The sequence below is a fragment of the Pseudomonas sp. MPDS genome, from assembly GCF_013283895.1.
GTDB classification, from domain to species: domain Bacteria; phylum Pseudomonadota; class Gammaproteobacteria; order Pseudomonadales; family Pseudomonadaceae; genus Aquipseudomonas; species Aquipseudomonas rhizophila.
The window spans coordinates 2,924,034-2,950,198 of sequence record NZ_CP054128.1 but is presented as its reverse complement, the minus strand read 5'-3'; the positions used below and the strand labels follow the sequence as shown (position 1 = coordinate 2,950,198).

General features: G+C 61.5%; 23 protein-coding genes. 11 read left to right on the top strand and 12 right to left on the bottom strand.

What is annotated here, in order from left to right; all coding sequences use genetic code 11:
- Window positions 1-8: 8 nt before the first annotated feature.
- Window positions 9-1,655, bottom strand: coding sequence for a DUF1302 domain-containing protein (locus tag HQ912_RS12960; protein ID WP_173406879.1), 1,647 nt, complete (start codon window positions 1,653-1,655; stop codon window positions 9-11).
- 94 nt (window positions 1,656-1,749) lie between these two features.
- A complete protein-coding gene (locus HQ912_RS12955; protein WP_107322803.1) occupies window positions 1,750-2,517 on the bottom strand; it encodes a coniferyl-alcohol dehydrogenase in 768 nt (255 codons plus the stop codon).
- A 277-nt stretch (window positions 2,518-2,794) separates the two neighbouring features.
- On the opposite strand from HQ912_RS12955, the gene HQ912_RS12950 reads away from it, so the two are divergent.
- Complete coding sequence (locus HQ912_RS12950; protein ID WP_139049860.1) at window positions 2,795-4,624, top strand: sigma-54-dependent Fis family transcriptional regulator; 1,830 nt, start codon at window positions 2,795-2,797, stop codon at window positions 4,622-4,624.
- 7 nt (window positions 4,625-4,631) lie between these two features.
- Here the strand turns inward: HQ912_RS12950 and HQ912_RS12945 are convergent, their stop codons facing one another.
- The 4 genes from HQ912_RS12945 to HQ912_RS12930 form a co-directional block, all read right to left on the bottom strand.
- Window positions 4,632-5,306 carry a TetR/AcrR family transcriptional regulator gene (locus tag HQ912_RS12945; RefSeq protein WP_173406878.1) on the bottom strand — a complete coding sequence of 225 codons (675 nt, stop codon included), beginning with the start codon at window positions 5,304-5,306 and terminating at the stop codon, window positions 4,632-4,634.
- A gap of 63 nt (window positions 5,307-5,369) precedes the next feature.
- A complete protein-coding gene (locus HQ912_RS12940) occupies window positions 5,370-6,275 on the bottom strand; it encodes an alpha/beta hydrolase (protein WP_173406877.1) in 906 nt (301 codons plus the stop codon).
- Window positions 6,276-6,293: 18 nt separating this feature from the next.
- Complete coding sequence (locus HQ912_RS12935; RefSeq protein ID WP_173406876.1) at window positions 6,294-7,736, bottom strand: coniferyl aldehyde dehydrogenase; 1,443 nt, start codon at window positions 7,734-7,736, stop codon at window positions 6,294-6,296.
- Window positions 7,737-8,024: 288 nt separating this feature from the next.
- Window positions 8,025-8,267 carry a hypothetical protein gene (locus HQ912_RS12930; RefSeq protein WP_107322806.1) on the bottom strand — a complete coding sequence of 81 codons (243 nt, stop codon included), beginning with the start codon at window positions 8,265-8,267 and terminating at the stop codon, window positions 8,025-8,027.
- Window positions 8,268-8,382: 115 nt separating this feature from the next.
- Here HQ912_RS12930 and HQ912_RS12925 point away from each other — a divergent pair, with 115 nt between their 5' ends.
- The 3 genes from HQ912_RS12925 to HQ912_RS12915 all read left to right on the top strand — a co-directional run bounded on the left by HQ912_RS12925 (window position 8,383) and on the right by HQ912_RS12915 (window position 11,673).
- Entirely contained in the window at window positions 8,383-9,393 is a 1,011-nt protein-coding gene (locus HQ912_RS12925) for a response regulator (protein ID WP_107323296.1), read from the top strand.
- Between the two features lie 3 nt (window positions 9,394-9,396).
- A complete protein-coding gene (locus HQ912_RS12920; RefSeq protein WP_107322807.1) occupies window positions 9,397-10,350 on the top strand; it encodes a sensor domain-containing diguanylate cyclase in 954 nt (317 codons plus the stop codon).
- 99 nt (window positions 10,351-10,449) lie between these two features.
- The gene (locus HQ912_RS12915; RefSeq protein ID WP_173406875.1) at window positions 10,450-11,673 is read left to right on the top strand and encodes a zinc-dependent alcohol dehydrogenase; all 1,224 of its coding nucleotides are present in this window, start codon (window positions 10,450-10,452) and stop codon (window positions 11,671-11,673) included.
- An 82-nt stretch (window positions 11,674-11,755) separates the two neighbouring features.
- Here the strand turns inward: HQ912_RS12915 and otnI are convergent, their stop codons facing one another.
- From otnI to HQ912_RS12890, 5 genes are read right to left on the bottom strand one after another with little or no spacing between them, the layout of a single operon-like run.
- On the bottom strand, window positions 11,756-12,532 hold the full coding sequence (gene otnI / locus HQ912_RS12910) for a 2-oxo-tetronate isomerase (RefSeq protein ID WP_047225619.1): 777 nt from the start codon (window positions 12,530-12,532) through the stop codon (window positions 11,756-11,758).
- A 5-nt stretch (window positions 12,533-12,537) separates the two neighbouring features.
- Window positions 12,538-13,176, bottom strand: coding sequence for a 3-oxo-tetronate 4-phosphate decarboxylase (gene otnC / locus HQ912_RS12905; RefSeq protein ID WP_047225618.1), 639 nt, complete (start codon window positions 13,174-13,176; stop codon window positions 12,538-12,540).
- A complete protein-coding gene (gene otnK, locus HQ912_RS12900; protein ID WP_047225617.1) occupies window positions 13,173-14,444 on the bottom strand; it encodes a 3-oxo-tetronate kinase in 1,272 nt (423 codons plus the stop codon). Before otnK ends, otnC begins: the two co-directional genes overlap by 4 nt.
- 2 nt (window positions 14,445-14,446) lie before the next feature.
- Window positions 14,447-15,355, bottom strand: a complete 909-nt coding sequence (gene ltnD, locus HQ912_RS12895) for an L-threonate dehydrogenase (protein ID WP_076384245.1) — start codon at window positions 15,353-15,355, stop codon at window positions 14,447-14,449.
- Window positions 15,356-15,376: 21 nt separating this feature from the next.
- Complete coding sequence (locus HQ912_RS12890; RefSeq protein ID WP_230682588.1) at window positions 15,377-16,093, bottom strand: FadR/GntR family transcriptional regulator; 717 nt, start codon at window positions 16,091-16,093, stop codon at window positions 15,377-15,379.
- Between the two features lie 191 nt (window positions 16,094-16,284).
- On the opposite strand from HQ912_RS12890, the gene denD reads away from it, so the two are divergent.
- Together denD and HQ912_RS12880 are read left to right on the top strand one after the other, a co-directional pair.
- Window positions 16,285-17,241, top strand: a complete 957-nt coding sequence (gene denD / locus HQ912_RS12885; protein WP_173406874.1) for a D-erythronate dehydrogenase — start codon at window positions 16,285-16,287, stop codon at window positions 17,239-17,241.
- A gap of 59 nt (window positions 17,242-17,300) precedes the next feature.
- Window positions 17,301-18,707 (top strand): GntP family permease, encoded by a 1,407-nt coding sequence (locus HQ912_RS12880; RefSeq protein ID WP_076384241.1) that lies wholly within the window; start codon window positions 17,301-17,303, stop codon window positions 18,705-18,707.
- A gap of 68 nt (window positions 18,708-18,775) precedes the next feature.
- Here the strand turns inward: HQ912_RS12880 and treA are convergent, their stop codons facing one another.
- The gene (treA, locus tag HQ912_RS12875) at window positions 18,776-20,407 is read right to left on the bottom strand and encodes an alpha,alpha-trehalase TreA (RefSeq protein ID WP_173406873.1); all 1,632 of its coding nucleotides are present in this window, start codon (window positions 20,405-20,407) and stop codon (window positions 18,776-18,778) included.
- A gap of 262 nt (window positions 20,408-20,669) precedes the next feature.
- Between treA and HQ912_RS12870 the strand changes: the two genes are divergently transcribed.
- From HQ912_RS12870 to leuC, 5 genes are all read left to right on the top strand, one after another.
- Entirely contained in the window at window positions 20,670-21,440 is a 771-nt protein-coding gene (locus HQ912_RS12870) for a substrate-binding periplasmic protein (RefSeq protein WP_107322813.1), read from the top strand.
- Window position 21,441: 1 nt separating this feature from the next.
- Window positions 21,442-22,785: a diguanylate cyclase gene (locus tag HQ912_RS12865; protein WP_047225613.1), complete on the top strand. Its 1,344-nt coding sequence runs from the start codon at window positions 21,442-21,444 to the stop codon at window positions 22,783-22,785.
- Window positions 22,786-22,810: 25 nt separating this feature from the next.
- Window positions 22,811-23,545 carry a substrate-binding periplasmic protein gene (locus HQ912_RS12860; RefSeq protein ID WP_047225612.1) on the top strand — a complete coding sequence of 245 codons (735 nt, stop codon included), beginning with the start codon at window positions 22,811-22,813 and terminating at the stop codon, window positions 23,543-23,545.
- Window positions 23,546-23,674: 129 nt separating this feature from the next.
- Window positions 23,675-24,514: a glutathione-dependent disulfide-bond oxidoreductase gene (yghU, locus tag HQ912_RS12855; RefSeq protein ID WP_047225611.1), complete on the top strand. Its 840-nt coding sequence runs from the start codon at window positions 23,675-23,677 to the stop codon at window positions 24,512-24,514.
- Window positions 24,515-24,743: 229 nt separating this feature from the next.
- Window positions 24,744-26,165 carry a 3-isopropylmalate dehydratase large subunit gene (gene leuC, locus HQ912_RS12850; RefSeq protein ID WP_173406872.1) on the top strand — a complete coding sequence of 474 codons (1,422 nt, stop codon included), beginning with the start codon at window positions 24,744-24,746 and terminating at the stop codon, window positions 26,163-26,165.

Below are 26,165 nucleotides of genomic sequence, written 5' to 3'. Positions count from 1 at the left end.
ACCTCTTATTAGAATGTGGTTTTCACGTACATGGAGACAAAGTCACGGTCGGCCAGCGATTGCCCGTAGCTGAAGTTGCCGTCCTCGCGCAGCCCTGCCTCCTTCTTGCCGAAGAAGTTCACGTAGTTGATGCCGAAGTCCCAGCGTTGCAGGTAAGTGGCTTTGACGCCGACACTCCAGTCGCCGGCGTGGGTATTGCCGAACCCGGCCTTGCTGACCGCTGAGGAGCGCCCATCGAGGATCACGCCAAAACCCATCGGTACGCTCAGGTCGAGACCGTCGGCCACCTGGAAATAAGCCGGTTCGGCCAGCACGCGCAGCGCCGTGGCGTCCCGGGTGGTGTTGGCGTCCAATGCCGCGCGGTTGTCGGTGACGCTGAGGGTGCGGTTCCAGGCCAGTTCGGCGAGCACCGAACCACCATCCCACAGCGGGCCGGGCGACAGCAGATAGATGGTCGAGAGGTTGACGTGGGCGGTCTTGCCCTTGGCGTAGAGCGCATCGCCGTTGTTGTCCGCCGCCATGGCAGGTGTCACCACCTGCAGGTTGCTCACCAGCGGTGCGTCCCAGCGCACCGAGGTTTCGCCGGCGAAATTGAACGGGCCATAAGCCGTGGAGAAGCTGGCGCCGAGGGTTTTGATGTCTTCGGCGTAAACCTGGCGATAGGACCCCAGGATCGGCAGCCCGGTGGCCGCGGCCGCTGCACCGTCCAGATAGGCATAGAGCGCGCTCGGCGCCTTGTCGTGATACTTGGCAGCGTAGAAGCCCAGTTCCAGTTCGGTGCCTTCGGGCTTGTAGCGCAGTTGCATGCCGCCTTGGCCGGAGTTCCTGGCCTCGATATCGGAGGCATGCACGGTGGTGTTGCCAAACACCTGGGTCCAGTCGCCGGAACCTTCGCCGATACCATCGTTGTCACTCAGGTAGCTGCCCGCCCCCGGCAAGTTGGAACGCTCCCATTCGAACTGATAGTAGGCACCCACAGACAACTGCGGGTTGATCTGCAACTGCCCGGACACCTGATTGACCGGACGCAGGATTTCCTTGAACTGGGTGCCGGGTACGCTGAGCAGCTTGACGATATCGCTCGGCCCCTGGGCATTGGCAATGCCGTTGCCCCCGTAGAACAGGCTTTCGCCATAAATCAGGCTATGCCGGCCCAGCCGCACGGTGCCCTGGCTCGACTCGCCGACATCACCCCGCACAAACACGAAGGCATCGAGCAATTCGGCGTCGCGCCCGTGCAGTTCGCGGGTATCGTCGAGAAAGTGCCGTTGCTCGCTGCTGTCGGTGTTCTTGTTGTAGATATCGTCGTACCAGGCTGCGCCGCTGAGGCGCAGGCCATAGTTTTCCCGGCTCAGGTCCATCTCACTGAACAGGTCCAGGCGGTTGGAGACCAGGCCGCTGCTGAAATTCTTGTCGCCCTGACTCTGGATCGAGGGGTACAGGCCCCCCGCCGTCGGCGCGTTGACCAGATTGTCGTCGGCCCCTTGCAGACGCCACGCCTGGCTGTATTTGAGGGTGTTATCCCAGCGCAGGCGCCATTGACTGTCGCCCACGTCTATTTGCGCAGCCTGGGGCTGGGAGGCCCAGCCGGCCAGGCAGACCGAGAGTGCCAGGGCTGAACGCTTGAAGCCTGGATAGCATCGAGAGTTGTGCATGGTGTTCCTCATTGTTCTTGTTGTTGGAAGCATGTTTTTTGAACTGGCCGTTCGCTCGTAGTCGGCCGGTGGTCACTCGCCCAGGGCTCCTCGTTCAGATGTAGGTGGACGCCAGGCCACCATCGACCGGCAGATTGACGCCATTGATCCAGCGCGATTCGTCGGCACACAGAAAGGCGATGGCAGCCGCCACTTCATCGGCGTAGGCCGGGCGCTTCATACGATGAGCGTCAGCCTCGACGCGCTCTTGACCGAGCATGCTGACGAAATCACCCAGGATGGGCGTGAACACCGGGCCCGGCGCCACGCAGTTCATGCGCACAGAGGTCTGCAGGAACCAGGGTTGGGACTGCTGGTAATTCCAGACGATCAAGGCCTCTTTGAAATACTGGTAGCAGCTCTGCCGAGGCACCGGATGCTCGGCCAGCCAGGCCTGGCCATGGGCAAAGCTTTGGGTATCGGCCAGGGCCTTGTGCAGGTCCAGGCGCTGCGGCCATTGCGCACCCAGAATCGAGGCGACGTTGACGATGCTGCCTCCGGCAACAATGCGCGGTAGCACTGCCCCACAGAGATGGCGCACCCCCAGGTAATTGACCTGGGCAACCGCTTGCGGATCGGCGGTACCGGGGACTCCTGCAATGTTGCACAGGCCGTCGAGCGCCTGCGGCAACTGCTGCACGGCCGCATCGATGACATCCGGGTGGCTGAGATCAGCCTGGATGAAATCGTCCAGGCTCAGGTTGGGCTCATTGCGATCCATGCCGATGACGATGGCCCCGTGGGCACGCAGGATCCTCGCGGTTTCGGCGCCGATGCCCGAGGAAACCCCGGTCACGACTATCCTCTTGTTGGTCAACTTCATACGGGCTTCCCGATTCTTGCTTGTACTGCCTGCTCGAAGGCGGCGACAGCCAAGCCATATTGTTATTGCCGAATTAGTTAATCTCGGTAACTAGTTGTAGCAAGCGATATGCCATCTCTGAGTAATCGCAAGGCAACCGCTCAAGCACGCGGCATCCAGCGCAAACAGAGGCATGTGGGTATCTGGAGGGGGGATTCAGGCGTGTGAAAAAAGTGATGATTTCAGCAATTTCATGCTGCACTATGCGGATTATGATTATCCCGTTTAAGGATTTGTGATGGCGAACAAGCTGATTTCCCTGGCCGAACTCTCTCGCGCAACGCCAAACAAACCCGTGCGGGGTGCCAGCGAGCAGTTGCCACCAGGGGCGCCGCCTACCCTGCAGGACCTGACTGAATGCCTGATGTTCAGTCCGGGCGACGGCCGCATCTGGTTGAACGGCGCGCGCATGCTGCTGATCCACAACAGCGGCATCGGCGCGCTACGCCGAGAACTGATTGAAAGCATGGGCCTGGCCCGCGCCCGAGGCATCATGTTGCGCACCGGCTACCATTGCGGCGCCCGGGACGCCGCCCTGATCAAGGAGCGCTTCCCCGAGGCCGACATCCTGGCGCTGTTCGCCGCCGGTCCGATCATTCATGCGATCGAAGGCGCGGTGAAGGTCGAGCCGGTGCATTTCGAATTCGACATGAACCTGGGCACCTATTACGGCGAATTCCTCTGGCATCACTCCAGCGAGGACGACGAGCACATCGCCCAATACGGCATCGGCACCGAACCGGCCTGCTGGATGCAGACCGGCTATGCCACCGGGTACACCTCGGCGATGGTCGGCCGGCTGATTCTCTACCGCGAGGTCGAATGCCGTTCCACCGGTTCCAGCATTTGCCGGCTGATTGGAAAACCCGCGGAGGAATGGGACGACGCCGAAGCGGACCTGGCCGACCTGAACGCCGAACCTTTCGTCAGCACCGGCGGACGCAGCGTGACAGCCCATAGCCGCAGCGATAAAGGCGCCCTGCCGACCAGTTTGCTGGTTGATCCGACTCCCGCACAAGACAGCGACATGGTGGGGATTTCCTCGGCCTTCAACGCCGCCTGCCACATGTTGCGACGGGTCGCGCCGACCCAGGCAACGGTGCTGTTCACTGGCGAGTCCGGCGTTGGCAAGGAAATGTTTGCGCGGATGCTGCACCGCATCAGCCCGCGCCACGATGAACCCTTCGTCGCCATCAACTGCGCTGCCATACCGGAAAACCTGATGGAGTCGGAGCTGTTCGGCGTCGAGCGCGGTGCCTACACCGGTGCCACTCAATCGCGCGCCGGGCGCTTCGAGCGCGCCGATGGCGGCACCCTGTTCCTTGACGAGATCGCCACCCTCAGCCTGGTGGCCCAGGGCAAGCTGTTGCGCGCTTTGCAGGAGGGCGAAGTCGAGCGAGTCGGTGGCAGCCGCACGTTGAAAGTCGATGTACGGGTGGTCGCCGCGACCAACGTCGACCTCCGCGCCGCCGCGCAACGTGGCGAGTTTCGTGAAGATCTGTTCTTTCGCTTGAATGTATTTCCGATCCATCTGCCGCCGCTGCGCGAACGCAAGGAAGACATCCCGCTGCTGATGACCCACTTCCTGCATCGCTTCACCCAGCGCCATGGTCGGCAGATCAGCGGCTTCACGCCGCGCACGGCCGATACGCTGCTGGCCTATGACTTCCCGGGCAATATCCGCGAGCTACAGAACCTGGTGGAGCGCGGCGTGATCAGCGCCCCGGACGGCGGCGCAATCGACCTGGCGCACTTGTTTACCAGCGGTGAACGCCTGGCCCAGCCCATGTTCTCCATCGGCACCCGTGGCCAACTGGCTGCGAGCCCCAACGACCCGCCGCCGGCCCGCCATGCAACGAGCGCCGCAGCCAGTACCGGCAGTGGTGCGAGTCTGGAACTGTTCGGCGGCAAGGATCCGAGCCGGCTGTCGTTGCAAGAGATCGAGGACACCATCATTGACCACTGCCTGGGCGAAGTGAAAGGCAACGTCTCTGAAGCGGCCCGCCGTCTGGGTCTGACCCGTGCTCAGTTGTCCTATCGCCTGTCGCGTCGCTCGACCAGCGAATAGGCGCATCTCATGGCGTAGATGATCGATGGATAAAGCAGCGGCCGAACAGGCCCAAGGTCACCTCGACCCGCTGCTCGATCTGCTCGTCGGACCAGGCCTGTTGGACCCCCAGGGTGAACAGCTTGAGCGGCTGGGAAATCAACAGCGAGTCGATCAGCTCCACCGCTGACTCGACATCTTCGTGTGACAACAATCCCTTGCCGGCGGCCTTGCCCAGCCAGCCGCGCAACAAGCTCAGGCAGCGCGCGGCACCTTCCTGATACCAGATCCTGGCAAGGCCCGGCGCCGTTTCGCGTCCCTGGGCAGCCAACAGGTAGAGCCCCAACGCCAACGGCGACAGGGTCAGGCGCGCCCATAACGTCAGGTACATGCGCAACTCGCTGAGCAGGTCCTCGGCGCAATCAATACCGCTTTCCAACAGCAGTTCAAGGGTGGACAAGTCCCTGGCCACCAGTTGCGAGAGCAACGCTTCCTTGCTCGGCACCAACAGGTACAGGGTCTTCTTGGAGATCCCGGCGGCGCGGGCGATAGCATCCATGGTGACGTTGGCAAAATTGCCGCTGCCAAGCGCCTGCGCCGCCGCATCCAACAGCGAGGTCATCTGCTCCTGACGGCTGCGCACCGGCGGACGACCGCGCCGGGTGGGCAGCCCGGTGGTTTCAGGCATTACGGTTTCAGGCATTACGGGTCCTGTTGAACGGCATGGTGCGCATGTCCTGATGGTGGTTTCACAAAGGTGCCCAGCTTAACGCAGCCTGCTCGCAAACGCCTTGCGCAGGGAGTCTTCGATAAGCTGCCACGCCTGCTGTGCCGAAGCATCCGGTCCCAGGTGAGTGAACATATGATCGCACCCGGTGAACATTCTCTCGGTCACCGCCACACCGGCCTGACGCAGTTTCTGCGCGTAGGCCTGCCCCTCGGCGAGCAGGATATCGTACTCGGCAGTGATCACCGTCGCGGGGGGCATGCCCTGCAATTGCTCGACCGTCGCCAGTAACGGCGATGCCAGAGGGTCGCGGGCATGCGCCGGATCGCTCAGGTAACAGCGATTGAAGAAGCGCATCAGGCCCGGGCCGAGCAAGGGTTTGTCAGAGGTCGAGCGCTTGAGTTCCGGATCCGCGGCTAAGTCCACGGCCGCATAGTCGATGACCTGATGCACCACCCGCAGCCGTTGGTGCTCCCGCGCCAGATTGGCCACGCCGGTGGCCAGGTTACCGCCGGCGCTGTGCCCACCGACTGCGATGCGTTGTGGGTCGATACCCAGGGCCGCGGCCTGTTCGGCCAGCCACTCAAGCACCGCGAAGCTCTGTCGCAAGCCGGCGGGAAAGGGAAACTCGGGGGCCAGGACATAATCCAGATTGACCACCAGGCAACCCAGGTTGTGGGCCAACCGCCGGCAATAGCTGTCGTCATGCTCCGGCACCCCGGCCACAAAACCGCCGCCATGCAGGTTCAGGTACACGGGCAAAGGTTCGCTGGACGGCGCCTGGGGCCAATAGAACAAGGCCCGTGCCGGGCCCCACGCCGTGGGGATGAGCTTCTCCTCGAACAGGCGCAACGGATACTGCGCCGCGTCATAGGTGAACTTGGCTTTCATGCGCTTGGCAAAGGCACGCAGCAGCTTGGCCTTGAGAGTCGACAACACGTTCATGATCAAACTCCTGAAGACTCAGTGGGCAGTCAGCAATTGATCCAGCAGACCGTGGATCATTGCGCCGTAAGGCGCGCGCATTGCCAGGTTGGACTCACCGAGCGGGCTCTGCACCACCACCGCCTTGGCATGGCTGAACGTACGGAAACCGTAGACACCGTGATACGCCCCCATCCCCGAGTGACCGACCCCGCCAAACGGCAGCGCCTCGAACACCACATGGCTCATGACATCATTGATCACTACACCGCCCGAAGTCGTGCGCTCCAGCACCTGCTGGCGCTCACCGGCGTCCTCGCCGAAGTAATAAGCGGCAAGGGGCCGAGGTTGACCGTTGACGTAGTCAATCGCCGTGGCGAAATCGCGATAGGTCTTGATCGGCAACAGCGGGCCGAAGATTTCCTCGCGCAGCACCTGCATCTGTTCAGTGGCATCCAGCACTAGCGTCGGAGCGATCTTGCGGGTCTGGCGATCGCCCAGGTCTTCCTGCGCCGGGTTGATCTCGATCAGCCGCGCCCCTTTGGCGCGAGCATCGGCCAGATAACCCTGCAGGCGGTCGAAATTGCGTGGGTTGATGATGGAGGTGTAGTCCGGGTTGCTGTGCAAGGAGGGATACATGGCACCGACGAAGCGCACCGCCTCGGCGACGAAGTCTTCCAGGCATTCTTTCGGCAGCAGCACGTAATCCGGGGCCAGGCAGATTTGCCCGGCGTTGAAGGTCTTCACGGTCATGACCCGCTGCACCACCGTCGCCAGATCGGCGCTACGGGACACCAGCACGGGCGACTTGCCCCCCAGCTCCAGGGTCACCGGCACCAGATTGTCCGAGGCTGCACGCATGATGTGCCGAGCCACCGCCGTACCACCGGTAAAGATCAGGTGATCGAACGGCTGGGCACTGAACAGCGCGCCGACTTCGGCATCGCCCAGCACCGTGGTGAGTTCATTCTCGTCAAAATATCGGGCGATCAATTCGCCCATCAATGCCGAGGTGCGTGGGGTCAGTTCCGAGGGTTTGAGCATGGCCCGGTTACCGGCGGCGAAGATGCTCGCCAGAGGCCCGAACGCCAGTACGATGGGAAAATTCCAGGGGCTGATCACGCCCACCACGCCCAACGGCTGGTACTCGACCCGCGCCTCGCTGCCGGGGAAGGGTGACGGATGCGATTGCGCTTGCATCCACTCGGCCAGATGCTCACGGCAATGCTTGAGGCTTGCCACCGAACCGCCGATATCGGAAAGCAGCGTCTGCTCGCGGCTACGATTGCCGAAGTCCGCCGACACCGCTGCGACGATGGCGTCACGATTGTCCAGCAGTAGCGCAATGGCCCGATCGAGGCGGTCGCGGCGCAGCTCCAGGCTGGCCGGTCCGTCAACCAAGTGGGCCTGTTTCATCCGTGCGAGGGTGGCAGTGAGTTGTTCGGCGCCGACTGGCGTAGCGTGGTGATCGGGACTGTGCATGGCGTGGGTTCCTGCTGGTTATATTGTTATTAGACAGCACTAAATACCATTTCAAGCAGACATCTGGTGTCGACTCGCTGGGTGAGTATGCCAAAAAACAACAGAAAGGAAACCACTAGGTTTCTTAATTTACAAACATCCCGACGCGAGGCTAAGAGCCCATAAACAGCCGGAAATACCGATAATATCCGGTTCGGACCACCAAAGGCGGAACCCCGGCGCGGATGTTTTTCATGGACGGTTCAACACAGATCACGAGCAAAAAACTAAAAGAACTGATTATTTTGATTAATCAATTATGTGTTGATCGACAACCCTGATTTGCGTCAGCCCTACCCGCTCGGCCTGCTCCAGGATCTGCGCAGGCGTCGCATCCGCGGTGGGCATGATCAGGCCGTTCTCTGCATCTCCAAAATGCAGCTGGAGCAGGTGCATCGCGGCTTCATGGACGGGCAGTTGAAGCTGCTTGAGCTCGAACGCGTGAGTGCGAGGCGCGTCGTTGAACAGGTAATTCACCGTGTAGTTGCGCATTGGACAGACTCCCGAAATGGATGAAGTGCATTTGACTAGCCTGACTTATTGGTCCAGTTTTTAGTTCAATGCAATGCGTGGCCTGCCTGAAGGCCTCGGCTGCCGTTCAATTCAAATGGGCGCCCCAGTGTCAGTGATTCCCTTAGTGGTATGTGACGACTCCAACATGGCCCGTAAGCAGGTGCTACGGGCGCTGCCGGCGGACTGGCCGGTCTCGGTCACCGAGGCCAGCAATGGTCGCCAGGCCATGGACGCCATACGCCAGGGGCTGGGCCAGGTGGTGCTGCTGGACCTGACCATGCCGGAGATGGATGGTTACCAGGTGTTGAGCGCCTTGCGCACCGAAGGCTTGAAGACGCAAGTCATCGTGATCTCCGGTGACGTACAGGAACAGGCGGTACGCCGCGTGCTTGAGCTGGGCGCATTGGCATTCCTGAAAAAACCTTTCGACGAAAACGAACTGCGCCAGACGCTCAGCCAGTTGGGCCTTCTGACGAAACCCGGCCAGACGCCGCCGCAAAATCGTCCGGCAACGAACACGGCCATCAGTTTTCACGATGCGTTTCGCGAGACGGTCAACGTTGCCATCGGCCAGGCCGCCGCCCTGATCGCCAAGGTGCTGGGTGTGTTTGTGCAGTTACCGGTACCGAACGTGAACATCCTTGAGGTGGGTGAGCTGCACATGGCGCTGAACGATGCCGGTAGCTCTGAACAACTCACCGCCATCTGCCAGGGCTTTATTGGCAGCGGTATTGCCGGCGAAGCCCTGCTGATATTTCACGAGTCGGAAATTGCTGACATAGCGCAACTGATGCAACGCCAAAGCAGCGACTATTCGGACCTGGAAATGCTGCTGGACCTCTCCAGTGTTCTGATCGGCGCTTGCCTGAGCAGCATTGCCGAACAGATCGACGTGGTGTTTTCTCAGGGGCATCCGCAGATTCTCGGCCAGCACGCGGCCATCGAGGAGCTGATTCAAGTCAACCGCAAGCACTGGAAAAAGACCCTGGCGGTGGAAATCAGCTACAGCCTGGAAGGGCACGATATTCGTTTCGATCTATTGTTACTGTTCACGGAAGACTCGATCGAGCGGCTGACCCAAAAACTCACCTACCTGATGACCTGAGCCATGCCTGATTCCATTGATCTGAACGAGTTTCACTGGTTGCTGGCCATTGTTCAGAGCATCGATGTCGGTGTGGTGGTGCTGGACCGCGACTACCGCGTGCAGGTCTGGAACACGTTCATGGAGAACCGCTCCGGGGTGCAGCCAAAGGACGCCCACGACCAGCATTTTTTCAGCCTGTTCCCGGAAATCGATCGCCAGTGGTTCAGCCGCAAGGTAGAAAGCGTCGCTGCCCTGGGCACCCCAGCGTTCACTGTCTGGGAGCAGCGTCCCTATCTGGTGCGGTTCAAGAGCTACCAGCCGATCACCGGCCAGGAAGAGTTCATGTACCAGAACACCACGCTGTTACCGCTGCGCTCGCCCGACAACACGATCAGTCACATCTGCCTGGTGATCTATGACGTCACCGACGTCGCCACCAACCGGCATCAACTACAGGCCGCCAATGCGCAATTGCAGCAGCTCTCCAGTACCGATCGACTGACCGGGCTGTACAACCGCGGTCATTGGGAGGCGAACCTGAAAGCTGCCTATGCGCGGCATCAGCGCTATGGCAATGCCTTGAGCCTGGTGATGCTCGATATCGACCACTTCAAACGGGTCAACGACACCTATGGCCACCAGGCCGGGGACAAGGTCATCGAGCAGGTCGCCAGGCTTCTGCACGAACACGTACGCGACTCCGACGTGGCCGGGCGTTATGGCGGCGAGGAGTTTGGCGTGGTGCTGTCGGACACCGACCAGACCGGTGCCCGGATGTTCGCCGAGCGCCTGCGCAAGGCCGTCGAAGAACTGCAGGTGCTGTACAACGACCAGAGCATCCGTTTCACCATCAGCCTTGGAGTGGCAGACCTGAGCCAGCCCTCGACCGGCCACGCCGAACTGATCGCCCGGGCCGACCAGGCGTTGTATACGTCCAAAAAAACCGGGCGCAATCGGGTGACGGTGCATGAGTAGATGATGACCGCCAGTCACGTGCCCGCGCTAATGCTCTGAACTTCCATCCAGCCTCCCGCCTCTGCCCTATATCACCACGCGACCCAGAGGCAGGAAGTCATGAGAGCACTCACTTACCACGGTGCACACAGTGTGAAAGTCGACACGGTCCCCGACCCGGTCCTGGAGGACAGTGACGACATCATTCTGCGTGTCACGGCAACGGCGATTTGTGGTTCCGATCTGCACCTTTATCGCGGAAAAATTCCCGCTGTCGAACATGGCGACATCTTCGGCCATGAGTTCATGGGAATCGTTGAAGAAGCCGGTTCAGCGGTGACCGCCGTTCAACCCGGCGATCGAGTGGTTGTGCCTTTCGTTATCGCCTGCGGCAGCTGTTTCTTCTGTCAGATGGATTTGTTCGCCGCTTGCGAAACGACCAACACGGGTCGTGGCGCGATTCTGAACAAGAAGGCAATCCCGCCCGGGGCAGCTCTGTTCGGTTTCAGTCATTTGTACGGCGGTATCCCTGGCGGACAAGCTGAGTATGTAAGGGTACCAAAGGCCAACACCGGGCCTTTCAAAGTGCCGGGAACCCTCTCGGACGAGAAGGTGCTGTTCCTCTCGGACATCTTGCCAACCGCCTTTCAAGCGGTGACCAACGCCGGGATCGGCAACGGCTCGAGTATTGCCATCTATGGCGCCGGGCCGGTCGGTTTACTGAGCGCCGCCTGCGCGCGGATGTTGGGCGCCGACCAGATCTTCATGGTCGATCATCACCCCTACCGTCTGGCCTATGCACAGAAAACCTATGGCGTTATTCCCATCAATTTTGATGAAGACGACGACCCGGCGGACACGATCATTCGCCAGACCAAGGGCATGCGGGGCGTGGACGGTGTGGTGGATGCCGTGGGTTTTGAAGCCAAAGGCAGCACCACCGAAACAGTGCTGGCTACGCTTAAACTCGAAGGCAGCAGCGGCAAGGCGTTACGCCAATGCATTGCGGCGGTCAGGCGCGGTGGGGTCGTAAGCGTACCGGGCGTGTATGCCGGTTTCATCCACGGCTTCCTGTTCGGCGACGCATTCGACAAAGGCCTGACCTTCAAAATGGGCCAGACCCACGTGCAGCGATACCTTCCCGAGCTGCTTGGCCATATCGAGACCGGTCGCCTTAGCCCTGAAGTCATCATCAGCCATCGCTTGTCCCTGGAACAGGCCGCCGAGGGCTACAAGCTATTCGACAAAAAACAGGAAGATTGCCGCAAGGTCATCCTGACACCCGGCGAGCCCGATATTGTCTTGCCGGTAGATGACGACCAGGCCGTTCTGCTGAGTACGTAGGGGACTTATCCGGCGTCTGGGGCGAGAGGGTGTATTCATCGCATGCCCTCACGCCCTGCCTGGACGCCCTACCCCTCTCAGCTCAGCGCCAAGGCGCAAACCAGCCCAGGCCATCCTCGGTCAGGCCGCGGGGGTTGTACTCGCAGCCGATCCAGCCATCGTAGCCGGCCTCGTCGAGCAGTTTGAACAGGTATGGGTAGTTCACTTCTCCCAGGTCCGGTTCGTGCCGATCCGGCACGCCGGCAATCTGGATATGCCCGACACCGGCCTGGAAGCGCTGGAAACCGGCAATCAGATCGCCTTCCATGATTTGTGCATGGAACAGGTCCAGTTGCACACGCAGATTCGGCTCGCCCAGTTCGGCCAGGATCGCATGGCCCTCGGCCTGGCGATTGATGAAGTAACCCGGAATCGAGCGGCTGTTGATCGGCTCGATCAACAGTGTCAGTTTGTGCTCGGCCAAACGTCGTGCGGCGTAACGCAGGTTTTCCAGATAGACCTCGCGCATGCGCGGGCGCTGGCTCTCGTCACTCACCAGTCCGGCCATTGCGTGCAGTTTGGGGCAGCCCAGGGCGTGGGCGTATTCGATGGCCCGGTCGACACTTTCACGAAATTCCGCCTCGCGCCCCGGCAACGCCGCGATGCCGCGCTCGCCTGCGGCAAAATCCCCCGGTGGCAGGTTGAACAGCACTTGGCTAAGCCCGTGCTCGGCCAAACGTCCGGCCAGTTCGGCCGGTGCGAACTCATAAGGGAACAGGTATTCCACGCCCTTGAAGCCGGCCTTGGCGGCTCGGCCGAAGCGATCCAGGAAAGGTGCGTCGTTGAACATCATGCTGAGGTTGGCAGCGAAACGTGGCATTGCAGTCACCATTGGGCGCCGAAGGTCTGGCGCAGTTCTTCGATTTGTTCGTCGTCCAACGCCCGTACCGGCTGCTGGCGCAGCAACAGGTAGAGCTTGGCGGTTTCTTCGAGTTCTTCGATGGCATAGGTGGCCGCCTCCAGGCTCTTGCCCGAAACGACCGGCCCGTGATTGGCCAGCAACACCGAACTGTGCTGTCCGACCAGCCCGCGAATCGCCTCACCCAGCCGCGGATCACCGGGCCGGTGGTACGGAATCAGCGGCAAGCGCCCCACACGCATGACGAAATAGGGTGTCAGCGGTGGCAGGCACGACGTCGCGTCCAGGCAATCCAGGCACGAGACCGCCGCCGAGTGCGTGCAATGCAAGTGCACGATGGCACCGGAATCTTCACGGCCTTCATAGACGGCACGGTGCAGGAACGCTTCCTTGGAGGCGGGTTTGCCGGCCAGGTGGTTACCTTGCCAGTCGAGCTTGGCGATGTCGGCCGGGTCCAGGCGACCGAGACAGGCGTTGGTCGGTGTCAGCAGCCAGCCATCGTCCAGACGCACGCTGATATTCCCGGAGGAGCCGGGGCTGAGCCCACGAAGGTAGAGGGAACGGCCGATCTCGACGATCTCTTCGCGCAATTGGCTTTCTGTCATGCCAGCATCTCCCAGGCCTTGATCATGAAATCGGCGCTACCGAAGTTACCGGACTTGAGCGCCAGCGTCAGCGGCCGACCGGATTGGCCGAGCGTCTGGGTCCAGGGCACGCCGGGGTCGATGCTCGGCCCGATGCGCAAACCTTCGATGCCCAGCGCGCCGACCACTGCGCCGGAGGTTTCGCCACCGGCCACCAGCAGTTGGCCCACGCCCTGCTGTTCGACCAGCGCACGGGCAATCGCCGCCAACGCCGATTCAATGCGTTCACCGACCTGCTGCGCGCCGAACTGTTGTTGCACCCGGCGTACCTCGTCGGCTGGACTGCTGGCATAGATCAGCACCGGCCCCGGGTGGCCGGCAGCCCAGGCCAGGGCCTCGGCCACCAGTGCATCACCGCGGGCCATCAGCTCGGCGGCCTCAAGACGGAAAGCAGGATAGACCGCTGCCGCCTGCTCGATCTGGCCGAGGGTCGCTCGCGAACAGCTACCGCTGAGAATCGCCTGGCGCCCCCACCCCGCCTCCAGCCGGCTGGCTTCGCCGTTGGCCTGCAACAGCCCTCTGGCCTGCCAATCCTGGGCCATGCCCAGCGCCAGCCCCGAGCCGGCCGTGACCAACGGCAGATCGGCACAGGCCGCGCCGAGCACCTGCAAATCTTCATTATCAATGGCGTCGCTGATGGCGATGCCCACGCCCTCGGCGCGCAACGCGGCGATCCGCTGACGGGTCGCCTCGACGCCGGCGCGCAGGGTCCGGTAGTCGATCAGGCCGACCGGGTGGCGTGTCTGCGGCTGCAACACGCGCAGCAGGTTGGCGTCGCGCATGGGCGTGAGTGGATGGTCCTGCATCCCGCTTTCGTTGAGCAGCACGTCATTGGCGAACAGGTAGCCGTTGAACACGCTGCGGCGGTTTTCCGGAAAGGCCGGACAGGCCACGGTGAAGTCGCTGCCCAGGGCTTGAAGCAACGCATCGCTGACCGGGCCGATGTTGCCCTCAGCGGTGGAGTCGAACGTCGAGCAATACTTGAAGTAGAACTGTCGGCAGCCCTGCTGGCGCAACCACTCCAGCGCCTGCAGCGACTGAGCGACGGCTTCATCGGGCGCCAGGTTGCGCGATTTGAGTGCCACCACCAGGGCGTCGGCTTCACCCACCGCCAAGGGCCCGTGCGGGACACCAATGGTCTGCACAGTGCGAGCACCGCCGCGCACGAGCATGCTGGCAAGGTCGGTCGCTCCGGTGAAGTCATCGGCGATGCATCCGATCAGGGGCATGGTCAAATCTCCTCGTTGGCGGCGGCAGGCAAGTTGATGCCGGGGAATATCTTCACCACGGCGATATCATCCTCGCGCCCCAGCCCGGAAGCCGACGCTTGCTTGAACATCTGGTGGGCGCTAGCGGTCAGCGGCAGCGGGAAGACCGCCTCCTGGGCGCTGTCGAGCACCAGGCCCAGATCCTTGACGAAAATATCCACCGCCGAGCGCGGTCGATAATCACCCGCCAGCAGATGCGGCACGCGGTTTTCGAACATCCAGGAATTACCGGCGCTGTGACTGATCACCTCGTAGAGCGCCTCGGGATCGCAGCCCTGACGAATGCCATAGGCCATGGCTTCGGCCGCCGCGGCAATGTGGACCCCGGCGAGCAACTGGTTGACCAGCTTGATCTGCGAACCTTGCCCGGCCTCTTCACCCAGCCGGTAGACCTTGGCGGCGACGGCGGCAAGTGCCGTTTGCGCCCGTTCGAAGGCGGCCTCCGGCCCCGAGGCCATGATGGTCAACTCGCCCGCTTCGGCGCGCACCGCCCCGCCTGAAATCGGCGCATCGAGCATCAGCACTTGATGCTCGGCCAAGCGCCCACTGATGCGCCGCGCAGCCGCCGCCGAGATGGTTGCACAGGCAATGACCACGGAACCCGGACGCAACCGCGCAGCAATACCCTGCTCGCCGAACAGCAGTTGCTCGGTTTGCGCGGCGTTGACCACCACGATGAAGAGCAGGTCGCTGAGCGCGGCGCTGTCACTCAGGGCACTGACCGGCTGGCCACCTTCGGCGATGAAGGCCTGACGCACATCCTCGCGGATGTCGTAGCCCCATACGGGCAGACCAGCGCGCAAAAGTGCGCGCGCCATGCCCAGGCCCATGGAGCCCAGGCCGACCACACCAATACTGGATATTGCTGTCACGGGTGAATCCTCTTGTGGTTGTTATCCGGACGCGTCGGCCTCGCTTCGCGCTTCGCGCAGGCGGACTTCGGCGTTGCGCAGATGCGAGGAGGCCGCGGTACGTGCCGCCTCACTGTCACCTGCGGCGATAGCGGCGAGCAGCGCGTGGTGCTCCTGATCGACCTGACACATGTACTGGGCGTTACGCGCCTCGTTGCGACGGGTCACTCTGATCGCCTGTTGCAGCAGCTGGTGCAGAAAATCGATGGTTTCGAGAAAGTGCTGGTTACCGGTGGCGGCCACCACCGAACGGTGGAAGGCGAGGTCTTCGCGCACGCCGTCTTCACCCCGCTCGACCGCTTCGTCAAGCTCGGCCAAGGCGTTTTGCATCGCCCGCAGTTGCGCATTGGTGCGCCGTGCCGCGGCCAGCTCGGCGGCCTTGATCTCCAGCGCGCTGCGCAATTCGAGGATTTCCACCACCGCCTCGAAGTTGCCCTGGGGCGGAGACAGGCGCAGCGCGACACTGGGATTGGGCACGACGAAGGTGCCGCTGCCCTGACGCGAAGTGAGCATGCCTTCGCGCTTGAGCATCGAAATCGCTTCGCGCACCACCGTGCGGCTGACACCGTACTGCTCGCACAATGCCTGCTCGGTGGGCAGGCGGTTCCCGGCGGCCAACTGGCCGTCATGGACCGCTGCACTCAGGCGTTTGGCCAGCCGTTCGGCCAGCTTGGGGGTAACGTCGTTCAGACTGTCCACTCAAATTCTCCCGGCAATCGTCGCGCTGCCTTGCCACCCGCTGTGGGCAAGAAGAAAACACGCAACGGTTGCGTCCACGTTAAATTCATCATACAACATGACAACTGCTTGTCACCTGGTTCGTCAAATAACAAGAATACGGGGCGTTCGGCACCCTGCCCCGAATATTCTCCTTAAGCGGAGTGCAATACATGAAGATCCTGGTAACTGGCGGCGCTGGCTTTCTCGGCGCCCGCCTGATCGAAGCGCTGCTGGCGCCCACCGCGAGTGACTTGCTGCCCCCCGGCGCCAGCCTCGTCTCGGTCGACCTGGCGCCCTGCCCCATCGATGACCCTCGAGTGGTGTCGCACACCGGCGACATCTGCGACCCGGCCTTTATCAAATCGCTGATCGGCCCAGAGACCTGCCTGGTCTATCACCTGGCCGCGATCGTCAGTGGCCAGGCCGAAGCCGATTTCGACCTTGGCATGCGGGTCAATTTCGATGCGACCCGCGCCCTGCTCGAAGCCTGCCGCCAACAGGCCCAGGCACCGCGTTTCGTGTTCGCCAGCTCACTGGCGGTATTCGGTGGGCCGATGCCCGAGCAGGTGCCCGAAGAACTCGCACCGCTGCCGCAATCGTCCTATGGCGCGCAGAAGGCCATGGCCGAACTGCTGATCAATGACTACTCGCGCAAGGGCTTCATCGATGGCCGGGTGTGTCGCCTCCCGACCATTTCCGTTCGCCCCGGCAAACCCAACGCAGCGGCCTCGTCATTTGCCAGCGGCATCCTGCGCGAGCCCCTGGCCGGCGAGATGAGCAACTGTCCGGTACCACTGGATACCCGCATGTGGCTGTCTTCGCCGCAGACCGTGGTCGACAATCTGGTCCATGCCGCGCGCCTGGACGGCCAGGCGCTTGGCCTGCGGCGGACCCTCAACCTGCCCGGCATCAGCGTGCGGGTCAGCGAAATGCTCGACAGTCTCGCCCGTGTCGGTGGCGAGGCGGCCCGCGCGCGGGTCAGCTTTGAGCCGGACGAGCGGATCCAGCGCATCGTCTGCAGTTGGCCCGGCGACTTCGACATCCAGCGGCCGCTGCAATTGGGCTTTCGCGGTGATGCCGATTTCGACAGCGTGGTAAGGGCGCACCAGCACAGCATGAATCACTGACCCAGGCGGCGCCGTGCGGTGCCGTCGTTCCATCCAATAACAACAAGAGTGATTACCCAATGGACGCAACTTCTATCGCCGGCCCACAGCTGATGGTGAGCCTGGTCCTGGCCATCGTCATCCTCATCGTGCTGGTTCTCAAGACCCGCATCCACGCCCTGCTGGCGCTGATCATCGCCGCCTCGATCGCCGGCCTGGGTGGCGGCATGGCGCCCGACGCGCTGGTCAAATCCATCACCACCGGCTTCGGTGCCACGCTGTCGACCATCGGCCTGGTCATCGGTTTCGGTGTGATGATGGGCCGCCTGCTGGAAGTCTCCGGCGCCGCCGAGCGGATGGCCTATACCTTCGTGCGCTGGCTGGGCAACAAACGCGAAGAGTGGGCGATGATGGTGACCGGCTACATCGTCTCGGTGCCGATCTTCTGCGACTCGGCGTTCGTCATCCTCAACCCGTTGGTCCGGGCACTGGCGCGCAACAGCGGCAAATCGATGCTGACCCTGGGTATTGCCCTGGCCAGCGGCCTGATGCTGACCCACCATGCGGTTCCACCGACGCCAGGGCCACTGGGGATTGCCGGGATTTTCAATATCGACGTGGGGTTGATGATTTTCTGGGGCGTGGTATTCACCATTCCCGGCACCTTCGTGCTGGTGGCCTACGCCCGCTTCATGGGCCCACGCATCGAGGCGATGATCGCGCAAAGCGGCCAAACTCCGGTCGAACCCGCCACCGCCTATCGTGAAGTGCTCGAACGCGCCGATGCCCGCGAGGCCGAACTGCCGCCGCTGTGGCTGTCGATGCTGCCGATCGTGCTGCCTATCCTGCTGATCTTCGCCAACACCCTGGTCGTCGCCCTCGGCAAACTCAACGGCGACAGCACCCTGACCCAGAGCCTGTTCGGTCAGACCATCGCTTTCGTCGGCAACCCGGTCATCGCTGTCGGCCTCGGGGTGGTGGCGGCACTGTATGGACTGGTGCCGCGGCGCCCGCGTGAGGAAGTCATCGCGCACATGGAGAAAGGCGTGGAAAGCGCCGGCATCATCCTGCTGGTCACCGGTGCCGGTGGTGCATTGGGTGCCGTGTTGCGCGACAGCGGTGCGGGTCAGTACATGGGCGAATGGGTCGCCACCTTGCCCCTGCCGGCGGTGTTGATCCCCTTCGTGATCGCGTCCCTGGTGCGCCTGATCCAGGGCAGCGGCACCGTGGCAATGATCACTGGCGCCTCGATTTCGGCGCCGATCCTGGCCTCGATTCCCGACGTTAACATGGTCTTCGCCGCCCAGGCGGCGGCCATTGGCTCGATGGTCTTTGGCTACTTCAACGACAGCTATTTCTGGGTAGTCAACCGCATGCTCGGGGTCACCAACGCCAAGCATCAGATGCTGACCTGGTCGATTCCGACCACGATCGGCTGGTTCACCTCCCTGCTCACCCTGTTGCTCTTCAACGCCATTCTCGGATAACAGCGCCGGGCACCTGGGCAGGAACTGATAAGTCCTGCCCAGGTTTGCCCCTTGCTCTTAGCGCCAGCTCATTCACCCACAGTCGTTGCGGAGGAACGTGCGCCATATTTGCTCAACAGTTTCAGCGTCACGCCATTCGTCCAGCCAAAACCGTCCTGCAACTCATATTCGCCACCTCCCCCGCCATCTCCCCGCCCGGACACGTCGTACTTCTCTACCAGCTTGTCTTCCTTGCGGTAAAGATTGTGTACCTGTTGCAGGAAGCGAGTGCCAATCTGCTGCGCCAGCGCGGTGTGCCCATAGCGATCCAGCCCCTCAACCGCCACCCACTGCAGCGGTGCCCAACCGTTGGGTTCGTCCCACTGCTGGCCATTGCTGACCTGCGTGGTGGCAATGCCGCCAGGGCGCAGCAGACCATCACGGACTGCCTCGGCCGTGCGATTGGCGTGGTCCGCGGAGGCAAGGCCGGTGTAAAGAGGAAACAGCGTGGCGGCCGTCAGTTGCGGGCGTTGACGGTGCTGCTGCCAGTCGTAGTCCACGTAGAACCCTGCATCGGCATTCCACAAATGCTGCTCAATGGCACGCTGCCGCCGGTCCGCGCGCTGACCATAGGCCTGGACGCATGGCGTGTTTTGCACGGTTTCACACGCCTTGGCGATGGTGCGCTCCAGGTGATAGAGCAGGCTGTTCAGGTCCACGGGCACAATGGACGTGGTGCGTATGCTCGCCAGGTTCTGGCCGTCGCCAAGCCAGCGCGAACTGAAGTCCCAACCACTCTCCGCCCCGGCACGCAGATCACGCCAGACCTCTTGCCTGGGTCTGTTCGAGGCCTGTTCGGCGGTTTTGACATCTTGCAACCAGGATTCCTGTCGCGGCGTCGAACGGGCATCCCAATAGCGATTGAGCACGCTGCCATCGGCGAGCTTGACCACGTGTTGCGCGGCGGCACCCGGCTTGAGCCCCTCAGCGCCCTGCATCCAATAGGCGTATTCCTTCTGCAGTTGTGGAAGGTAACGCCCAAACGCCTGGTCACCTTCGATGTGCGCCTGCAACTGCACCATGTAAGCGAAGAATGGCGGTTGTGAGCGGCTCAGGTAGTAGGTGCGATTGCCATTGGGAATGTGCCCGTACGTGTCGATCATATAGGCAAAGTTATCGGTCATCTGGCGCACCTGGGCCTGATCCCCGCTTTGTTCAAGCCCGAGCATGGTGAAGTAGGAGTCCCAGTAGTACATCTCGCGAAAGCGTCCGCCTGGAACGACATAGGGTTGTGGCAAGGGCAACAGGCTGCTGTAGGGCGGCACTTGGCGATAGGTACGGCTTAACACGGGCCAAAGGCTGTCGATGTGCTCTTGAATGGGCGCGCCCGGTTTCGGTGCCGGGCTTTGCGCTGCGCCGGACTCGATGAAGTTGTCCTTCACGAAGGTTTCGAGATCGAAGTCGCTGTTGTCGCGACGAGCCAGGTATTCGGCACGGATTTTCGAGGGGTCGCGGGTGGGCAGTGCGTCGACGAAATGCTTCTGGTCGGTGAACAGTTGGTTGTTCTGCACGGCTTCGAACAACTCGGGATATGCCTGGTCGGGCGGCAGATTGGCCCGTTCCTTGGCATCCATGTAGCCCCAGGTCGCGGGCGGTTGGCTTGAGCAAGCCGCGCACAGCAACGCGGCGAAGGACAGGCTGGTGAAATACAGTGGTCGCATCAGCGGCTCCATCATTTGTCGTTCCTGACAAACGACTGACACGGCCGAACAAACCCGGGTTCATTAAATGTCGCCGAATCGACAGCTGGAACAAGAGAGGCCACACTCAAGTTTTTCACAGGGTCTGGCCCGACCGCCCCAGGTTCAATGCTCCCCGGTTTCGACGGATGACACTCAAGCGCGTATAGGCCCAGCCGATAACACATTAAGTCAACGGCCCCCAGGCCGCGCCGGCACTGCTGGTTGCATAGGGTAACTCTCGATGATTTTGCCGTTTAACCGTCTGCTGATGAGCTGCGTCCTGGTGTTCCTGGCTGCAAGCTCAGCCGTGCCAAACGCTGCCGCAGAGACTGCGCTGCGCATCGTTACGGAAGAACTGCCGCCCTATAACATGACGCAGAACGGGCGAGTGACCGGTATGAGCACCGAGGTGGTCCAGGCGGTGCTCAAGGAGGTCGGCGTAGAGGCGTCCATCCAGCCCATGCCTTGGGCGCGGGCCTACGAACTGGCGCTCAATGAAAGTAACGTGTTGATCTATTCAATCGTTCGAACGCCTGCGCGTGAATCACTTTTCCAGTGGGTCGGGGCCATCGCCCCAACCCAGTGGTACATGTATTCGCTGGCTGAGCGCCCGGTAAAACTCAACTCGCTGGACGATGCGCACGGTCACCAGATTGCCACCGTCAATCAGGACGTGGGTGAGCAATACCTGGTGTCGAAGGGTTTCCGCATTGGTAAAGACCTGCAGTCGAGCAACAAGTACGAACACAACTACCGCAAGCTCAAGGTCGATCACGTGGAGCTATGGATTTCCAACGAGCTCAACGCGCTGTACCTGACCCGCCAGAATGGTGAAGACCCGGATAAAGTGTTGATCCGCTCGCTGCCGCTTCCCGAATTGAGCAGTCAGGATGGCTTGAGCATGGCGTTCAGTCGCAAGACGCCGGCCGCGACGGTCGAGAAATTCCGCTCAGGCCTGGAGACCATCCGCCGTAATGGCGTTTACGACGCCATCATGCGCAAGTGGTTATGACATGGCCGACGATTTTCGGACTGTCCCCATCCATCCGCCAAAAACCAGGACGTTCAGCTCGCTGGGACGGCGTCTGGTGTTGGCCACGCTGGTGTTCTGCCTGTGCTTTACCTTGGCGATGGTCACGCTGCGTACCTGGCAGGCCTGGGAAAACAATCTGGCGCAGATGAATTCCGAGCTGGTCCTGATCGACCAGGTGTTCCAGAACACCCTGGCCCATGCCATTTGGGAAATGGACCGTGAATCGTTGGACAAGCAGATCACCAGCGTTGCGAATGCGGCGCCGGTGGGACGCGTGGCACTCAATATCCTGCGACCCGGACAGGCGCCAGAAATCATCGAGTTCAATCGATATGCCAGCAATGCATCCAGCGTGGCGCCGGTGCTGCATCGCCAGCTCGTCGCGCAGCCCTACATCGGCGCCAACGAAAAGGTCGGTGAACTGACCATCGAGGGCGATAACAACCTGCTTTGGGAACGCCTCTGGGACGAAGCCCGCAGCATCGTCATCACGCAGGTGATCCAGTCGTTGCTGCTGGCCGGCCTGGTCATGACCATGTTCAACCGCCTGGTGACCGTGCACGTTGTCCATATCGCCCGGCATCTGGGGAAACTCTCACCACAAACACTCAACTCCCACCTCAAGCTGCAACGTTCGGTCCGGCGCCAGGACGAGTTGAGCCTGCTCGAATCCAAAGTCAATGCACTGCAAGACAACCTCCACGCCCATCTGGAGCGCCAGCACTCGGACGAACTGGCCCTTGCAGCCAGTCGCGACCAGTTGGCCGAACTGGTCGAGGCGCGCACTTCGGAACTCAAGGCCGCCAACCAGGCCCTCGAAGCGCTGTCGCGTCACGATGCCTTGACGGGCTTGGCCAACCGTCGTTACTTCGATGAACTGAAGGATGTCGAATTCCGCCGTGCGATCCGCCACAACACCCCGCTGGCCGTGCTGATGTGCGATGTGGATTTCTTCAAGATCTACAACGACACCTACGGCCATATCAAAGGGGACGAGTGCTTGAAACAGATCGCCGGGACCCTGCGCAGTGTCTTCGGCCGCTCCGGCGAACTGACTGCTCGCCTGGGGGGTGAGGAGTTTGTCGTGGTATTGCCCAATATCAACGCCAGCCAGGCATGCGAGGCAGCCCAGCGGTTTCGTGAAAGCCTGGCTGAACTTGCACTGCCCCATGGCGGCTCAGCGGTTTCCCCTTTTGTCACCCTGAGCATCGGCGTCGCCGAGCTGGACACCAAAACCATGGATCACTTCGATCAACTGCTGCAACGCGCCGACCAGGCGTTGTACCGGGCCAAACGCCAGGGGCGCAATTGCGTCGCTTTATAAAACCACCGTGTGCTGCGAGGTCTGTATGCACTACCGTCTGAAGCTCTGCTCCTGCTTGCTCCTGGCCCTGATCAGCGTGAAAAGTCACGCCGAGGCGATCGAAGTCGTGACCGAAGACTCGTTATACGCCTACCTGCGTGAAGGCGCGCTCGTCGGCCCGGGCACTCGAATAGCCGACGAAACCTTGAGAGGCGCAGGGATCAGCGATTACCGCATGTTGCTGTACCCATGGGCACGCGCTTACGAAAAAGCGCTGCATGAACCCAATGTGATGATCTTCCCGCTCGATCGCACCCCGGCCCGTGAGCAGATGTTCAAGTGGGTGGGTGAAATCCATCGGGCGACGACCAAGCTCTACAAGCTGCGTGGACGTGGCGGCATCGCCGTTGACAACCTTGAAGACGCCAAGCAGTACACCATAGGCGTGGTGCGCAATGACGCCAAGCAGGTTTACCTGCAGCAGAAAGGCTTTACCCGGCTGGTGGTATCGGCGGACAACCACGATAACTTTCAGAAACTGTTGAATCAGCAGATTCAGTTGCTGCCGATGCCCGAGAATACTGCGCGCCTGATGAGCAAAGATGCCCAAGTGGATTTCACCACTCTGGAGGAGGTCTTTTCCCTGGATGAACAACCCCACCGAGTTCACATGGCGTTTAGCCTGAGCACCCCAGACGAAATCGTCACCCGGGCTCAACAAGCTTTCGCGAAGCTCAAGGCTTCAGGCGAAGTGGATCGGATCATGACTGAAGAGCGTTAGCGGGTAAGCCTAATGCAGTACGTGCAGGCGGGGTGATTTGCTGACGCTGACCCTCCTATGGCAGGCTTGGGCCAGAGCTTTTTTCCGCGGTTCACGCGGTCACTGCAAGTCGGCAATGAGGCCCCTCCCATGAGCAAAGCGCCCTATGTACCGCCCAGAGTCTGGAAATACAACGCCCCGTCTGGCGGCCAGTTCGCCAACATCAATCGCCCTATCGCCGGGCCGACCCATGAAAAAGTATTGCCAGTGGGCGAACATCCGCTGCAGCTCTATTCACTGGCCACGCCCAATGGCGTGAAGGTGACCATCCTGCTGGAAGAGCTGTTGGCGCTGGGGCACACCGGCGCCGAATATGACGCCTGGCTGATTCGCATTAACGAGGGCGACCAGTTCTCCAGTGGCTTTGTCCAGATCAACCCGAACTCGAAGATCCCGGCGTTGCTTGATCGCAGCGTACAGCCTGCAATCCGGGTTTTCGAGTCCGGTTCGATCCTGCTGTACCTGGCAGAAAAATTCGGCGCCTTCCTGCCCACCGACCCGGCCGGACGCACCGAAACCCTGAACTGGCTGTTCTGGCAGATGGGCGCAGCCCCCTATCTGGGTGGAGGCTTCGGTCATTTCTACGCTTACGCGCCCGATAAACTTGAATACCCCATCAATCGTTTCACCATGGAAACCAAACGCCAGCTCGACGTCCTGAATCGCCGTCTTGGCGAAAGCCAATACCTGGCCGCAGACAGCTACACCATCGCCGATATCGCGGTCTGGCCCTGGTATGGTCAATTGGTGCGCGACAACGTGTACTCGGCTGCCGAGTTCCTGGCTGCCCACGAATATACCCATGTGCAACGCTGGGCCGAGGAGATCGCCAATCGACCGGCAGTGATCCGGGGGCAACGAGTGAACCGCACGTGGGGTGATGAAGCGAGCCAAGTGCCGGAGCGGCATCGGGCTGAGGATCTGGATTGAAGGGGCCGGGCCGGTCTTTTCCTGTCAGCACCGGATAGCAACCGCGGTGGGCCGGGCGCTATCCGAATCGCTGACCGCTGCGCGGATTAAACACGAATCGTGAATCGATGATTGACTTTTCAGCCATTGAACCTGCAATCACATTCCCTATGCTGGCATGACTGCTCATTGAGCGCGGCGCATCGTGAGGCCCTCCCGGCGCGCCTTCCGATCACTCGCGAGAACCGTCATGAAAGGCCCCAGAACGCTCTACCAGAAGCATATAGATGCCCACACCGTCTGTACGCTGGACGACCATGGCCATGTGTTGCTCTACATCGACCGCCAGGTCGCCAACGAATACACCAGCCCCCAGGCCTTCAGCGGCTTGAGAGAGGCGAACAGAACGGTATGGCGCCCGTCATCGACGTTGTGCGTGGTCGATCACGTCAACCCGACCGCGCCTGATCGCGTCGCGGCCATGCCGGATGCGGGTGGCGCGCTTCAGGTTTCTTACTTCGAGCGGAACTGTCGAGACTTCGGAATCGAGTTGTTCGATGTCCTGGACAAGCGACAAGGCATTGAGCACGTGGTTGCCCCTGAGCAAGGCTTCATTCTTCCCGGGATGGTCGTGGCCGCAGGTGATAGCCACACAACGACCTATGGCGCGCTGGGCGCCTTTGGTTTTGGTATCGGCACCTCGGAAATTGAACACCTGCTCGCCACACAGACGTTGGTCTATAAACGTCTGAAGACCCTGCGCGTGAATGTGCACGGGCGGATGGGCGTAGGCGTCACCTCCAAAGACATCATCATGGCCTTGATCCGCGACATCGGTGCGTCCGGTGCGACGGGCTACGCCATCGAATTCTCCGGCCCCACCATTGAGTCCCTCAGCGTCGAAGCGCGCATGACCATCTGCAACATGGCCGTAGAGGCCGGTGCCCGTGGGGCTTTCATGGCGCCGGACGAAAAGGTGTACGCCTACCTCAAAGACAAACCGCGAGCCCCGAAAGGGGCGCTATGGGAGCAGGCTGTCGAGAAATGGAAAACGCTTTATTCCGACCCTGGAGCGCATTTCGACAAGGAAGTCGAACTCGATGCCAGCGCGTTGGAGCCGATGGTGACTTGGGGAACCAGCCCTGACCAGGCCGCGCCGATTGGTGAGTGCGTACCGGATCCGCGCCTGGAGAGCGACCTGATCCGCAGGCAGGACCTGCAGCGTGCACTGCGCTACATGGGCCTTGAGCCGGGAACCCGACTGGCCGGGGTGCCGATCAGTCACGCCTTTATCGGCTCCTGTACCAACGCACGCATCGAGGATCTGCGCGATGTCGCGCGCATCGTTCGGGGTCGCAAAGTAGCGGCGAGCGTGCGCGCGATGATCGTACCGGGTTCCACGCTGGTGCGTGATCAGGCACAAGCGGAGGGGCTGGCGCAGATCTTCAAGGATGCCGGCTTCGAATGGCGCCAGTCCGGCTGCTCGATGTGCCTGGCGATGAATGATGATGTGCTGTCGCCGGGTGATCGCTGTGCCTCCAGTACCAACCGAAATTTCGAGGGCCGTCAGGGCGCCGGAGCAAGAACTCACCTCATGAGCCCGGCGATGGTCGCCGCCGCAGCGATTTGCGGCCACCTCACCGACGTTCGTCAACTGTCCATGGAGAGCTGA

Coding starts and splice junctions, on each gene's coding strand:
- HQ912_RS12860 (WP_047225612.1), top strand. CDS start 22,811: ATGCACTACCGTCTGAAGCTCTGCTCCTGCTTGCTCCTGGCCCTGATC.
- yghU (WP_047225611.1), top strand. CDS start 23,675: ATGAGCAAAGCGCCCTATGTACCGCCCAGAGTCTGGAAATACAACGCC.
- HQ912_RS12950 (WP_139049860.1), top strand. CDS start 2,795: ATGGCGAACAAGCTGATTTCCCTGGCCGAACTCTCTCGCGCAACGCCA.
- otnC (WP_047225618.1), bottom strand. CDS start 13,176: ATGACAGAAAGCCAATTGCGCGAAGAGATCGTCGAGATCGGCCGTTCC.
- HQ912_RS12925 (WP_107323296.1), top strand. CDS start 8,383: ATGGGCGCCCCAGTGTCAGTGATTCCCTTAGTGGTATGTGACGACTCC.
- HQ912_RS12920 (WP_107322807.1), top strand. CDS start 9,397: ATGCCTGATTCCATTGATCTGAACGAGTTTCACTGGTTGCTGGCCATT.
- treA (WP_173406873.1), bottom strand. CDS start 20,407: ATGCGACCACTGTATTTCACCAGCCTGTCCTTCGCCGCGTTGCTGTGC.
- HQ912_RS12935 (WP_173406876.1), bottom strand. CDS start 7,736: ATGCACAGTCCCGATCACCACGCTACGCCAGTCGGCGCCGAACAACTC.
- otnK (WP_047225617.1), bottom strand. CDS start 14,444: ATGCCCCTGATCGGATGCATCGCCGATGACTTCACCGGAGCGACCGAC.
- HQ912_RS12880 (WP_076384241.1), top strand. CDS start 17,301: ATGGACGCAACTTCTATCGCCGGCCCACAGCTGATGGTGAGCCTGGTC.
- otnI (WP_047225619.1), bottom strand. CDS start 12,532: ATGCCACGTTTCGCTGCCAACCTCAGCATGATGTTCAACGACGCACCT.
- HQ912_RS12865 (WP_047225613.1), top strand. CDS start 21,442: ATGGCCGACGATTTTCGGACTGTCCCCATCCATCCGCCAAAAACCAGG.
- HQ912_RS12960 (WP_173406879.1), bottom strand. CDS start 1,655: ATGCACAACTCTCGATGCTATCCAGGCTTCAAGCGTTCAGCCCTGGCA.
- denD (WP_173406874.1), top strand. CDS start 16,285: ATGAAGATCCTGGTAACTGGCGGCGCTGGCTTTCTCGGCGCCCGCCTG.
- HQ912_RS12915 (WP_173406875.1), top strand. CDS start 10,450: ATGAGAGCACTCACTTACCACGGTGCACACAGTGTGAAAGTCGACACG.
- leuC (WP_173406872.1), top strand. CDS start 24,744: ATGAAAGGCCCCAGAACGCTCTACCAGAAGCATATAGATGCCCACACC.
- HQ912_RS12930 (WP_107322806.1), bottom strand. CDS start 8,267: ATGCGCAACTACACGGTGAATTACCTGTTCAACGACGCGCCTCGCACT.
- HQ912_RS12940 (WP_173406877.1), bottom strand. CDS start 6,275: ATGAACGTGTTGTCGACTCTCAAGGCCAAGCTGCTGCGTGCCTTTGCC.
- HQ912_RS12955 (WP_107322803.1), bottom strand. CDS start 2,517: ATGAAGTTGACCAACAAGAGGATAGTCGTGACCGGGGTTTCCTCGGGC.
- HQ912_RS12870 (WP_107322813.1), top strand. CDS start 20,670: ATGATTTTGCCGTTTAACCGTCTGCTGATGAGCTGCGTCCTGGTGTTC.
- HQ912_RS12945 (WP_173406878.1), bottom strand. CDS start 5,306: ATGCCTGAAACCGTAATGCCTGAAACCACCGGGCTGCCCACCCGGCGC.